We start from the raw sequence: 13,026 nt of genomic DNA on the forward strand, positions 1-13,026 counted from the left end.
CGCCATCGTAGGGAACCGCGCTGTGCGCGTCCCGCGCACGGGCCCGCCCGATGCGGATACGTGCCCCCTCCGGGAGGACTGGGAGGATGGGGGAGTGACTGGAACCCTTGTACTCGCGGGCACCCCCATCGGCGACGTCCAGGACGCCCCGCCCCGGCTCGCCGCGGAACTGGCCGGCGCGGACGTCGTCGCCGCCGAGGACACCCGGCGGCTGCGCCGGCTCACCCAGGCGCTCGGTGTCGCCCCCGCGGGGCGTGTCGTGTCGTACTTCGAGGGCAACGAGTCCGCCCGCACGCCCGAGCTGGTCGAGGAGCTGGCCGGCGGGGCGCGGGTGCTGCTGGTCACCGACGCCGGGATGCCCTCGGTCTCCGACCCCGGCTACCGGCTGGTCGCCGCCGCCGTCGAGCGCGGCGTGCGGGTCACCGCCGTCCCCGGCCCGTCCGCCGTGCTGACCGCGCTCGCCCTGTCCGGGCTGCCGGTCGACAGGTTCTGCTTCGAGGGCTTCCTGCCCCGCAAGTCCGGCGAGCGGCTGACCCGGCTGCGGGAGGTCGCCGAGGAACGCCGGACCCTCGTCTACTTCGAGGCCCCGCACCGCCTCGACGACACCCTCGCCGCCATGGCCGAGGTCTTCGGCACCGACCGGCGGGCCGCCGTCTGCCGGGAGCTGACCAAGACGTACGAGGAGGTCAGGCGCGGCGGGCTGGGGGAGCTGGCCGCGTGGGCCGCCGAGGGGGTGCGGGGCGAGATCACCGTCGTCGTCGAGGGTGCGCCCGACAAGGGGGCCGAGGAGGTCGACGCCGCGGAACTGGTGCGCCGGGTGCGGGTGCGCGAGGAGGCGGGGGAGCGGCGCAAGGAGGCGATCGCCGCGGTGGCCGCCCAGGCGGGCGTGCCCAAGCGGGAGGTCTTCGACGCCGTGGTGGCGGCCAAGAACGCGGACAGGACCGCAGAGAAGAACGCGGGCAACTGAAGGGCCCGCCTTGACCCGGACCGCCCCGGGCTTGACCCGCCCCTGACCTTCCGGGCACTCCTGCCAAGGGCAGCTCAAATCGGCCCAAACACTCGGCAGCGCCTGCTGCTTTCCCGCCGCTGGAGGAGTCCACTGGAGGAAGGAGCGATACGAACCGGAGGAGCCGGGATGAGCATGAGTGAGAGCGCCGTGCGGGCCGGGGAGCGGGCCGGGGCCACCGTCGTCGTCCACGAGTCGTACTCCTTCGCCTGCATGCGCTGCGGGCACGGCTGGGAGCAGTCCTTCGAGATAGAGCACCACACGGACGCCGACGGCCGCGACTTCGTGCTCTACGTCGCGGACGGCCGTGTCGTGCCGTCGCCCCTGACCCGTCCGGCCTGCGCCACCTGCGACAGCCACGTCGTGCGGATCATGCGGCCGGGCCGCGTCGCCTCGGTGCGCGGAGCCGTCCCCGGGGCCCACCGGGTCCCGTCGGCCGGACCCCTGGAGGCGCCGCTGGTCCCCGAGGTGCCGGGCCCGAGGGCACCGGGGCTCGACGCGGGGCACCCCCGGCACCGGCACCTGGCCGGCCTGCTGCACGCCCTCCACCTCCACCGCAGGGCGAGCTAGCGCCCGCCAGAGGAGTGCGGGGGCTTCCGTAGGATCGGGGGCATGCCTTCGAACGCCCCCGGCCGGTCCGACAAGGACACCCCGCCCCCGCTCCCCGAGCCCCTGCGGGTGCCGGTCGCCGACTCGCACACCCACCTCGACATGCAGTCCGGCACGGTGGACGAGGCGCTCGCCAAGGCCGCCTCGGTCGGCGTCACGACCGTCGTCCAGGTCGGCTGCGACCTCGCCGGGTCCCGCTGGGCCGCCGAGACCGCCGCCGCGTACGACGCCGTCCACGCCACCGTCGCCCTGCACCCCAACGAGGCGCCGCGCATCGTGCTCGGCGACCCCGACGGCTGGTCGCGGCAGGGGGCGCGGGGGCCCGGCGGGGACGCGGCGCTCGACGAGGCGCTGGCCGAGATCGACCGGCTCGCGGCGCTCCCGCAGGTCAAGGGCGTCGGTGAGACGGGACTGGACTACTTCCGTACCGGTCCCGAGGGCAAGGAGGCCCAGGAGCGCTCCTTCCGCGCCCACGTCGAGATCGCCAAACGGCACGGCAAGACCCTCGTCATCCACGACCGCGACGCCCACGCCGACGTCCTGCGCGTCCTCGAGGAGGAGGGCGCCCCCGAGCGGACCGTCTTCCACTGCTACTCCGGCGACGCCGAGATGGCCGGGATCTGCGCCCGCGCCGGCTACTACATGTCCTTCGCCGGGAACGTCACCTTCAAGAACGCCCAGAACCTGAGGGACGCCCTCGCCGTGGCCCCGGCGGAGCTGGTCCTGGTGGAGACCGACGCGCCGTTCCTGACGCCGGTGCCCTACCGGGGGCGGCCGAACGCCCCCTACCTGGTGCCGGTCACGGTGCGTGCCATGGCCGAGGTGCGGGGCGTCGACGAGGACACCCTGGCGAGCGCCCTCGCGGCGAACACCGCCCGCGCCTTCGGGTACTGAGCCCCGCGACACTTCGCCACGCTGTGTAGCGGGGCGACTTGGGAGAGTGACGGCCGCTCCGCTAGGTTCTGGGGGCCCGATCCGGACCCCTTGGAGCGTGTCGGCGTGAGCGGAACGCAGTTCGAGACAACCGAGGTGTTCGAGGGACTCCCGCACCTCGCACCGTACGACGCGCACGGCGACGTGTCCGGCACGTACGGCGTCGACGGCACGTACGACACGTACGGCGTCGACGGCCCGTACGGCGCGTGCGGCGCGTGCGGCGCCGACAGCCTGTACGACGCGTACGGCGCCGACAGCCCGTACGGCGTGGCCGGTGCCCACGACACGTACGGCCCGTACCCCGCACCCGGCCCGTACGACGCGTACGGCTGGTACGACGCGCACGGCGGGTACGACGTGCACAGCGCGCCGACCCTCCCGTACGGGTACGGCGTCGACACCCGCCGGCCCGCGCCGCCCGTCCACGACGTCCACGCGCCGACCGTGCCCGCACTGCCCCGGCAGGGCGACGGGCGGGCCGAGCGCCGGCGCCGGGCGCGGTGCGCGGTGCGAGCCGACACCTCGCTGCGCCGGCTGCTGCCGCGGGCGCTGGTCGTGGCCTTCCTCGCGGGCGGCACCACCGCCTTCGTCGCCAAGGACAAGGCCGTCGAGCTGACCGTGGACGGCACCCCGCGCACCCTGCACACCTTCGCCGACGACGTGACCGAACTGCTCGCCGAGGAAGGCGTCCAGGTGGGCGCCCACGACGTGATCACACCCGCCCCCGGCGCCCCGCTGTCCAGCGGCGAGGACGTCACCGTCCGCCACGGACGCCCGGTGCTGCTCACCCTCGACGGCCACCGGAGCACGGTGTGGACGACCGCGGAGACGGTGGAGGGGGCGCTGCGGCAGCTCGGCGTGCGCACTCAGGGCGCGTACCTGTCCGCCGCGCCCGCCCGGCGCATCGGCCGCGAGGGCCTCGCCCTTGCGGTGCGCACCGAGCGGGTGGTGACCGTCATGGCGGACGGCCGGACCCGCACCGTCCGCACCAACGCGGCGACCGTCCGGGAGGTCGTCGAGGAGTCCGGCGTCACCCTGCGCGGCGAGGACACCACCTCCGTCCCCGCGACCGCCTTCCCGCGCGACGGGCAGACCGTCACGGTGCTGCGCATCACCGGGTTCCGGGAGGTCCGCGAGGACCCGATCCCCTTCGGCGAACGGCGGGACGAGGACGCCACCCTCTACCGGGGCACCGAGGTCGTCCAGCAGGCGGGCCGGCCCGGGCTGCGCCGCACCACGTACGCCCTGCGCACCGTCAACGGCGTCCGGCAGAAGCCGCGCCGCCTGCGCACCGAGGTGGTGCGCGAACCCAGCCCGCGGATCGTGCGGGTCGGCACCCGGCCCCGGCCGGCCTCCGTACACGGCGCCGACCACCTGAACTGGCAGGGCCTGGCCGCCTGCGAGTCCGGCGGCCGCCCCGACGCCGTCGACCCGTCGGGGACGTACGGGGGGCTCTACCAGTTCGACACCGCCACCTGGCACGACCTCGGCGGCGAGGGCCGCCCCCAGGACGCGTCGGCCGCGGAGCAGACCTACCGGGCGCAGAAGCTGTACGTACGCAGCGGCGCCGACGCCTGGCCGCACTGCGGTGCCCGGCTGCGCGGATGAGGCCGGCCGGGACGGAGGCCCCCGGCCCCCGGCTACCCTTGCGGGGTGAGCAGCCCCACCCCCGACGCCCTCCTGGGACCCGCCGACGTCCGTGAACTCGCGGCGGCACTCGGCGTACGCCCCACCAAGCAGCGCGGCCAGAACTTCGTCATCGACGCGAACACGGTCCGCCGGATCGTCCGCACCGCCGGGGTACGCCCCGACGACGTGGTGGTCGAGGTGGGACCGGGTCTCGGCTCGCTCACCCTGGCCCTCCTGGAGGCCGCCGACCGGGTCACCGCCGTCGAGATCGACGACGTCCTCGCCGCCGCCCTGCCCGCCACCGTCGCCGCCCGCATGCCGCGGCGCGCCGACCGGTTCGCGCTCGTGCACTCCGACGCCATGCACGTGGGCGAGCTGCCCGGCCCGGCCCCGACCGCCCTGGTCGCGAACCTCCCCTACAACGTCGCCGTCCCCGTGCTCCTCCACATGCTCGAGACCTTCCCGAGCATCGAGCGCACCCTCGTCATGGTCCAGGCCGAGGTCGCCGACCGGCTCGCCGCCGGACCCGGGTCGAAGGTGTACGGCGTGCCGTCCGTGAAGGCCAACTGGTACGCCGAGGTGAAGCGGGCCGGTTCCATCGGCCGCAACGTCTTCTGGCCCGCGCCGAACGTCGACAGCGGTCTCGTGTCACTCGTCCGGCGGACCGAGCCGCTGAAGACCACCGCGTCCAGGCGCGAGGTGTTCGCCGTCGTCGACGCCGCGTTCGCCCAGCGCCGCAAGACCCTGCGGGCCGCGCTCGCCGGGTGGGCGGGCTCGGCCGCCGCCGCCGAGGCCGCCCTCGTCGGCGCGGGCGTGTCGCCGCAGGCGCGCGGGGAGGCGCTGACCGTGGAAGAGTTCGCGCGTATCGCCGAGCACAAGGAGCAGGGGTGACGAGCAAGTGAGCGTGACGGTCCGCGTCCCCGCCAAGGTCAACGTCCAGCTCGCGGTCGGCGCCGCCCGCCCCGACGGCTTCCACGACCTCGCCAACGTCTTCCTCGCCGTCTCCCTGTACGACGAGATCACCGCGACCCCGGCCGCGGACGGCCTCCGCGTCACCTGCGAGGGCCCGGACGCCGGCCAGGTCCCGCTCGACCGCACCAACCTCGCCGCCCGCGCGGCCGAGGCGCTGGCCGCGCGGTACGGCCGCACACCCGACGTGCACCTCCACATCGCCAAGGACATCCCCGTCGCCGGCGGCATGGCGGGCGGCAGCGCCGACGGGGCGGGCGCGCTGCTCGCCTGCGACGCGCTGTGGGGCACCGGCGCCTCCCGCGAGGAACTGCTCGACATCTGCGCCGAGCTGGGCAGCGACGTGCCGTTCAGCCTGGTAGGAGGGGCGGCGCTGGGCACCGGGCGGGGCGAGCGGCTGGCGGCGCTGGAGGTCGGCGGCGACTTCCACTGGGTCTTCGCGCTGGCCGCGCGAGGACTGGCGACCCCGGCGGTCTTCCGCGAGTTCGACCGGCTGGCGGAGGGCCGGGACGTTCCCGACCCGGTCGCCGACCAGGCCGTGCTCGACGCCCTCGCCAAGGGCGACGCCGCCGCACTCGCCGTGGCCGTCTCCAACGACCTCCAGCCCGCCGCGCTCTCCCTCTTCCCCGAGCTGTCCGACACCCTCGCGGCGGGCCGCGCGGCGGGGGCGCTGGCGGCCCTGGTCTCGGGCTCCGGGCCGACGACGGCCTTCCTCGCCCCGGACGCCGGGTCGGCCTCCGACATCGCCGGGGTGCTGAGGGCGTCGGGGACGTGCCGCGACGTGCGCACGGCGGTGGGGGCGGCGGCGGGGGCCACGGTCCTGGACTGAGGTCCACGGCGGCCGGACTACCCTGGAGGGTCGAGCGATCCCCCAGGCAGGAGAGAAATGGCCGTCAATCTGGTCAATGTCGAGAACGTCAGCAAGGTGTACGGCACCCGTGCACTCCTCGACGGCGTGTCCCTCGGCGTCTCCGAAGGGGACCGCATCGGCGTCGTCGGTCGCAACGGCGACGGCAAGACGACCATGATCCGGATGCTGGCCAGGCTGGAGGAGCCCGACACCGGACGGGTCACCCACTCCGGCGGGCTGCGGCTCGGGGTGCTCACCCAGCACGACTCCCTCGACCCCGCCGCCACCGTCCGGCACGAGGTCATCGGCGACCTGGCCGACCACGAGTGGGCGGGCAGCGCCAAGATCCGGGACGTGCTGACCGGGCTCTTCGGCGGGCTGGACATGCCGGGCTTCCCGCAGGGCCTGGACACCGTCATCGGGCCGCTCTCCGGCGGTGAGCGGCGCCGGATCGCGCTGGCCAAGCTGCTCATCGAGGAACAGGACCTGATCGTCCTCGACGAGCCCACCAACCACCTCGACGTCGAGGGCATCGCCTGGCTCGCCGCGCACCTGCGCGAGCGGCGCTCCGCCCTCGTGTGCGTCACCCACGACCGGTGGTTCCTCGACCAGGTCTGCACCCGCATGTGGGACGTGCAGCGCGGCGACGTCTACGAGTACGAGGGCGGCTACTCCGACTACGTCTTCGCCCGCGCCGAGCGGGAGCGCATCGCCGCCACCGAGGAGACCAAGCGGCAGAACCTGGTCCGCAAGGAGCTGGCCTGGCTGCGGCGCGGGGCGCCCGCCCGCACCTCCAAGCCCCGCTTCCGCGTCGAGGCCGCCAACGAGCTGATCGCCGACGTGCCGCCGCCCCGGGACAGCAGCGAGCTGATGAAGTTCGCCTCGTCCCGGCTCGGCAAGACCGTCTTCGACCTGGAGGACGTCACCGTCCAGGCCGGCCCCAAGGTGCTGCTCAAGCACGTCACCTGGCAGCTCGGCCCCGGCGACCGCATCGGCCTGGTCGGCGTCAACGGCGCGGGCAAGACCTCCCTGCTGCGCGCCATGGCCGAGGCCGCCCGCAGCGACGGCGAGCAGCAGCCGGCGGGCGGACAGGTGCGGGTCGGCAGGACCGTCAAGCTGGCCTACCTCTCCCAGGAGGTCGCCGAGCTGGACCCCGACTGGCGGGTGCTGGAGGCCGTGCAGCGGGTGCGCGAGCGCGTCGACCTCGGCAAGGGCCGCGAGATGACCGCAGGTCAGCTGTGCGAGACCTTCGGGTTCGGCAAGGAGAAACAGTGGACGCCGGTCGGTGACCTGTCCGGCGGTGAGCGGCGGCGGCTGCAGCTGCTGCGGCTCCTCATGGACGAACCCAACGTCCTCTTCCTCGACGAGCCCACCAACGACCTCGACATCGAGACCCTGACCCAGCTGGAGGACGTCCTCGACGGCTGGCCCGGCTCGATGATCGTCATCTCCCACGACCGGTTCTTCGTCGAGCGCACCACCGACCGGGTCTTCGCCCTGCTCGGCGACGGCGCGCTGCGCATGCTGCCGCGCGGCATCGACGAGTACCTGGAGCGGCGCCGGCGCATGGAGGAGGCCGCCGCGTCGAGCGCCCCGGCCGTGGCGGCCAAGCCGGCCGCGGCCGTGCCCGAGAAGAGCGCCGCCGACGTGCGCGCCGCCAAGAAGGAACTCCAGAAGATCGAGCGGCAGCTGGACAAGGTCTCCGAGAAGGAGACCAAGCTGCACGCGCGGATCGCCGAGAACGCCACGGACTTCGCGAAGGTGGCCGAACTGGACGCCGAGCTGCGTGAGCTGGCGGGACAGCGCGACGAGCTGGAGATGCGCTGGCTGGAACTGGCCGAGGACGCCTGAGCCCCCTGCGTGCGGGGGGCGCGGGAGGTGTAAAGGGGGCGTGAAGGCGCGTAACAGAGGCATCACGGGCCGGTCCGCCCTTGGGAACAGGGGCGGACGCGCCCCGGTGGGGGGTTGGCCGCGGGTGATAGAAAGGCCGTCCGAGGACTGTCCCAGCACGGTCCGAGCCAGTGCGAACGATCGCCTTCGACGACTCCGGGGCCAGCGCGTGACCCGGGGCGTGGCCAAAAATCAGTGAGTGAGCAATAAGGGGGAACGCGCTGATGAGCCAGCCGCCGAATCAGCCGCCGCAGCCGGGTGGCTTCGGAGCACCGCAGGACCCGCCTCCGGGAGGCTTCGGGGCACCGACCCCGCCGCCCCCGCAGGGACCGCCGCCCGGCCCGCCGTCCGAGCAGCCGGGCTACGGCTACCCGCAGCAGCCCGGTTACGGGTACCCGCAGCAGCCGGGCCAGCCGGGCCAGCCGGGCCAGCCCGGGCCGTACGGCCAGCAGCCGGGACCGTACAACTCGGGCCCGTACGCCCAGCCGCAGCAGCCGGGGCCGTACGGCCAGCAGCCCGGTTACGGCTACCCGCAGCAGACCTACCCGGGCGCTCCCGGCACCCCGCCGCCCGGCGGCCCCGGGTCCCGCAACCCCTTCAAGGGCAAGCCCGCCCTCGTCGTCGGCGCCGCGGTCGCGGCCCTGCTCGTCATCGGCGGCAGCGTGTGGGCCGTCACCGCGAGCGGCGGCGACGACGAGAAGAAGAAGCCCGTCGTCGCCAAGAGCGACGACCCCAAGCCCTCCGGTTCCAAGGGCGGCGCCCCGGTCGACTCCGGTGACGGCAGCGGCGACGGCGGCGAGGACCCCGAGGACCTCAACGAGGGCCGCCAGGCCGGTGAGTCCAAGGTGCTCTGGTACAAGGAGGCGCCCGACGCCCCCGGTTCAGGCGCCGACGCCGACGGCATGTGGATCACCGACACGGCCGCGGTGAAGGTGGCGTACAAGCAGGTCTTCGCCTACAACGTCGGCGACGGCAAGCCCACCTGGGAGCCGGTCGCCTTCCCGGAGAAGATCTGTGCGGCCACCCCGGAGAAGACGGCCGCGGACAAGATCGTCGTCGCCTACATGAGCGGCTCCAGCGACCGCGCCAAGTGCAACAAGCTCCAGGAGATCGACCTCGCCACCGGGGCGAAGGGCTGGTCGGGCGAGGTCGCCGACGGCGACCTGTTCGACTCCACGCTCTCCCTCGAACTGACGCTCAGCGGCGACACCATGATGGTCGGCCGCTCCCAGTCCGGCACCGCCTACGACGTCCGCAGCGGCAAGAAGCTGTTCGACAAGAAGAAGTACGGCGACGCCTGCTTCCCGGCCGGATTCGCGGGCAGTGCCAACAAGCTCGTCCAAGTCGCCTCCTGCGGCGCCGGCGGGGAGAACGAGCACGACGAGCTCCAGGGCCTCGACCCGAAGACCGGCAAGGTCCTGTGGACCTACAAGTACGACAAGGGCTGGCGGATCGCCCGCACGTACTCCGTCGACCCGCTCGTCGTCTACGCCACCGACGAGGACAAGAAGGTCTGGAACATCTCCAGCTTCACCTCCGGCGGCAAGGTCCAGGAACAGGTCGGCGTCGACGAGGACTTCGCCCCCGAGTGCGGCTGGGCCATCCTCGAACGCGACCTCCAGGGCTGCACGGGCGTGACCGTCGCCGCGGGCACCCTCTACCTGCCGACCGAGGCGACCAGCGGCGCCAACGAGATCGTCGCCGTCAACCTCGCCACCGGCAAGGAGAAGTGGCGCGTCAAGTCCCCCGCGGACGAGTCGATGATGCCGATGAAGGTCGAGGGCGACCAGCTCATCGCCTACGTCCAGCCGTCCTACGACGCGGGCGGCCAGGTCGTCTCCATCCCGACCGGCGGCAGCAGCCACAAGCCGGTCAAGCTGCTGCAGAACCCGCAGGGTGTCGCGGACATCGAGAACGGCTTCTACTCCAAGGACATCGACTGGGTCGACGGGCGGTTCTACATCTCCACCACCCGCCTCAACGGAAACGACGAGTCGAAGGAGAAGTTGATGCTCGCCTACGGCAAGTGACCTCTTCTCCGGCCGTGTCCGCGGCCGCCGCTCCGGCCGCCTCCGCGCGGCCCGCTCCGTCCCCGTCGTCTCCGTTCCCCGAGGTGCTCACGTCATGACCCAGCCGCCGCCCCCGCCGCCCCACCAGCCCCCGCAGGGCGGCGGCTTCGGCCCGCCGCAGAACCAGCCGCCCGCGAACCAGCCGCCGCAGCCGCCCGCGCCGCCCTCCGGGCCCGACCTCGGCAAGACTCCCCCGCAGCAGCCGGGGTACGGCTACCCGCAGGCACCCGCGACCCCGCCGGCCCCGCCCGCGGGGCCGCCGCCCCAGCAGCCGGGGTACGGGTATCCGCAGGCGCCGCCGCAGCCGCAGCCGCAGCCCCAGCCCGGGTACGGCTACCCGGGTCAGCCGGGCCATCCGGGTCAGCCCGGGGCGTACGGGCAGCCCACGCAGCCCTACGGCCAGCCGGGTCAGCCCGGCCAGCCCGGTTACGGCTACCAGCCCGGTTACCAGCCGCCGACCATGCCCGTGCAGCCCCAGGCCGCGGGCGGACCGGGTGGCGGCCGGAAGATCAACGCGCAGGTGGCGATCATCGTGGCCGCCGTCGTCGCCATCGCGCTGATCATCGGCGGCGGCGTCTGGTACGCCGGTTCCTCCGGCAAGGACGACGACAAGAACACGGCGAGCTCCAGCGGCGGCAAGGGCGGCGACGGCGGGACCGACCAGAAGGGCGGCGACGGCGGCAAGTCCTCCGGCGCCCAGGAGAAGGCGCCCGCCGACCCGGCCTCCAAGGTGCTCTTCCAGGTCCCCATGCCCGCGGTGAGCAAGGAGGACAACAGCGTCGTCGTCTCCGGCTCGTGGCTCACCGACAAGGTGTACGCCAAGAGCGGCATCGCCGAGATCGTCGGGTACGACCCTGCCGCGGGCACCAAGAAGTGGTCGATCAAGCTGGACGGCCCCGTCTGCGCCGTCACCCACCACGTCACCGACGACAACAAGACGGTGATCGTCCACCAGCCCGCCATGCCGACCAAGGCGGAGCCCGCGCACGGCTGCACCCAGGTCGCGGTCCTCGACCTGGACGCGGGCAAGAAGGTGTGGACGAAGACCGCCGGTGAGGGACCGATCTCCTTCGACAACGTCACCATCAGCGGTGACACGGTCGCCGCGGGCAGCACCGACGGCGGCGTCGCCTTCGACATCGCCAAGGGCGACATCCTCTGGTCCCCGAAGACGACCGACACCTGCTACGACGCGGGCTACGGCGGCGGCGAGAAACTCGTCGCGGTGCGCAAGTGCGGCTCGTACGACGCCCGGCAGCTGAACATCCAGACCATCGACCCGAAGAGCGGCAAGGTGCTCTCCGAGTACAAGATGGCCAAGGGCATCGAGTACGCGGGCATCGTGTCGACGAACCCGCTGGTCGTGGCCGCCGACGTCGGCGACTCCGCCGGGGACGGCAGCGGCATCTCGGACTTCTTCTCGATCGACAACAAGACCGGCAAGCTGCTCACCCGCATCGGGGCACCGGGCGACCAGTACGCGGCCCGCTGCGACAGCATCACCCAGCCCGAGAGCTGCGGAGGGCTCGCGGCCGGCAACGGCAAGCTCTACATCGCGACCGAGGAGCACGAGGGCAGCGGCGAGTCGTACAGCCAGGCCAACGAGGTCGTCGCCTTCGACCTCGCCACCGGCAAGCAGACCGGCCAGCGCGCGGACTCCGGTGACGACTACACGATCACCCCGCTGCGCATGGACGGCGGCAACGTGATCGCCTACAAGCGGCCGCCGTACGACAAGGGCGGGCAGATCGTGAGCATCGACGGCGGCACGTTCAAGCAGACGACGCTGCTGGAGAACCCGGCCACCGAATCGATCCGGGACGTGGAGTCCAGCATGTCGCCGGAGTACTCCGAACTCATCTACGCCCAGGGGCACCTGTACATGTCGCAGGTGTACGCCAGCGAGCCGAGCAGTGCGGGCGAGAAGGAGTACCTGGCGATCGGGTTCGGCACCAGCGGCTGACGCCGTTCGCCGTCCCTCTCGGGTCCGTCACGGCCCCGTCCCTGTCGCAGGGGCGGGGCCGTTCGCATGCGCGGGGGAGTGGTGGGGGAGTCTCGGTGCTGCGGGCGGTTCTCGCCGGTAGGGGCAGCGCGCGGGCTGGCTAGCGTGTAGCTTCCGGGAACATGCCGGGCTGTGCCGGGGGCATGCCGGGGTGGGACAGGGTGACTGGGGGGTTGCTCCATGGGAGTACGGCTCATGGTGGTCGACGATCACCGACTGCTCGCGGAGGCGCTGGCTTCGGCGCTGAAGCTGCGGGGGCATCGGGTGCTGGCCGCGGCGGCGCCGGCCGCGGGGGCGGCGGAGCTGGTGATCAGCAGGGCGCCGGAGGTGTGCCTGCTGGGGACGGCGACACCGGCCGAGCCGGGGATCTTCGACCCGGTGGTGCGGATCAAGCGGGAGCGTCCGCAGGTGGCGGTGCTGGTACTGGGGCCGGTGCCGAGTCCGCGGGGCATCGCGGCGGCGTTCGCGGCGGGGGCGTCGGGGTACGTACGGCACGACGAGCGCATAGAGGGCGTCGAGCGGGCGATCATGAAGGCGCGGGCGGGGGAGGCGGCGGTGGCGCCGGCGTTGCTGCAGGGGGCCTTCGGCGAGCTGCTGAACCCGGCGGCCCAGCCCGACGACGAGGGGCAGCGGCTGCTGCAGATGCTGACGCCGCGGGAGGTGGAGGTGCTGGTGCGGGTCGCGGACGGCGAGGACACCCGCCTGATCGCGGCCGGCATGGGCATCGCCCCGTCGACGGCCCGTACGCACGTCCAGCGCGTTCTGATGAAGCTGGGGGTCGGCTCCCGCCTGGAGGCAGCGGCCCTGGCCGCACGGACGGGGTTGCTGGACCGGGCGGGTGCCTCCGGCGGCTGACCGTCTGCCTGCGGCGGCCTGTGCGGGTGCGGTTGTGGCGGGGGCGGACGCCTGCGGCGCCTGTGCGGGTGGGTGGGTGCGGATGCCTGCGGCGCCTGTGCTGGTGGGTGGGTGGGTGCCTGCGGCGCCTGTGCGGGTTCGGTGGGGGTGCGTGTAGCGCCTTGGGTTCGGTGGGTGGTGCGGGGCCGGGGCGGGGGGTGTCCGTCCTCGG

Annotated in this window: 10 protein-coding genes; all 10 read left to right on the forward strand. The window is 73.6% G+C overall.

Annotated elements, in window-relative coordinates; translation table 11 throughout:
- Nucleotides 1-94: 94 nt before the first annotated feature.
- The 10 genes from rsmI to EV562_RS25170 all read left to right on the forward strand — a co-directional run bounded on the left by rsmI (nucleotide 95) and on the right by EV562_RS25170 (nucleotide 12,815).
- The gene (gene rsmI, locus EV562_RS25125) at nucleotides 95-967 is read left to right on the forward strand and encodes a 16S rRNA (cytidine(1402)-2'-O)-methyltransferase (protein ID WP_133889109.1); all 873 of its coding nucleotides are present in this window, start codon (nucleotides 95-97) and stop codon (nucleotides 965-967) included.
- A 174-nt stretch (nucleotides 968-1,141) separates the two neighbouring features.
- Complete coding sequence (locus tag EV562_RS25130; RefSeq protein ID WP_166661979.1) at nucleotides 1,142-1,576, forward strand: hypothetical protein; 435 nt, start codon at nucleotides 1,142-1,144, stop codon at nucleotides 1,574-1,576.
- A gap of 42 nt (nucleotides 1,577-1,618) precedes the next feature.
- Entirely contained in the window at nucleotides 1,619-2,509 is an 891-nt protein-coding gene (locus EV562_RS25135; RefSeq protein ID WP_133889111.1) for a TatD family hydrolase, read from the forward strand.
- Between the two features lie 309 nt (nucleotides 2,510-2,818).
- A complete protein-coding gene (locus EV562_RS25140; RefSeq protein ID WP_243860153.1) occupies nucleotides 2,819-4,159 on the forward strand; it encodes a resuscitation-promoting factor in 1,341 nt (446 codons plus the stop codon).
- Between the two features lie 45 nt (nucleotides 4,160-4,204).
- Complete coding sequence (gene rsmA, locus EV562_RS25145) at nucleotides 4,205-5,071, forward strand: 16S rRNA (adenine(1518)-N(6)/adenine(1519)-N(6))-dimethyltransferase RsmA (protein ID WP_133889112.1); 867 nt, start codon at nucleotides 4,205-4,207, stop codon at nucleotides 5,069-5,071.
- Between the two features lie 7 nt (nucleotides 5,072-5,078).
- Nucleotides 5,079-5,978 carry a 4-(cytidine 5'-diphospho)-2-C-methyl-D-erythritol kinase gene (locus tag EV562_RS25150; RefSeq protein WP_133889113.1) on the forward strand — a complete coding sequence of 300 codons (900 nt, stop codon included), beginning with the start codon at nucleotides 5,079-5,081 and terminating at the stop codon, nucleotides 5,976-5,978.
- 57 nt (nucleotides 5,979-6,035) lie between these two features.
- A complete protein-coding gene (locus EV562_RS25155) occupies nucleotides 6,036-7,850 on the forward strand; it encodes an ABC-F family ATP-binding cassette domain-containing protein (protein WP_133889114.1) in 1,815 nt (604 codons plus the stop codon).
- Nucleotides 7,851-8,113: 263 nt separating this feature from the next.
- Nucleotides 8,114-9,919, forward strand: coding sequence for a PQQ-binding-like beta-propeller repeat protein (locus tag EV562_RS25160; protein ID WP_133889115.1), 1,806 nt, complete (start codon nucleotides 8,114-8,116; stop codon nucleotides 9,917-9,919).
- A gap of 94 nt (nucleotides 9,920-10,013) precedes the next feature.
- On the forward strand, nucleotides 10,014-11,921 hold the full coding sequence (locus EV562_RS25165) for a PQQ-binding-like beta-propeller repeat protein (protein WP_208298415.1): 1,908 nt from the start codon (nucleotides 10,014-10,016) through the stop codon (nucleotides 11,919-11,921).
- A 219-nt stretch (nucleotides 11,922-12,140) separates the two neighbouring features.
- Nucleotides 12,141-12,815 (forward strand): response regulator transcription factor, encoded by a 675-nt coding sequence (locus EV562_RS25170; RefSeq protein WP_052843784.1) that lies wholly within the window; start codon nucleotides 12,141-12,143, stop codon nucleotides 12,813-12,815.
- Nucleotides 12,816-13,026 lie beyond the last annotated feature (211 nt).

Origin of the sequence: Streptomyces sp. BK208, from assembly GCF_004364245.1 — a bacterium.
In the GTDB taxonomy this organism is placed as follows: Bacteria; Actinomycetota; Actinomycetes; order Streptomycetales; family Streptomycetaceae; genus Streptomyces.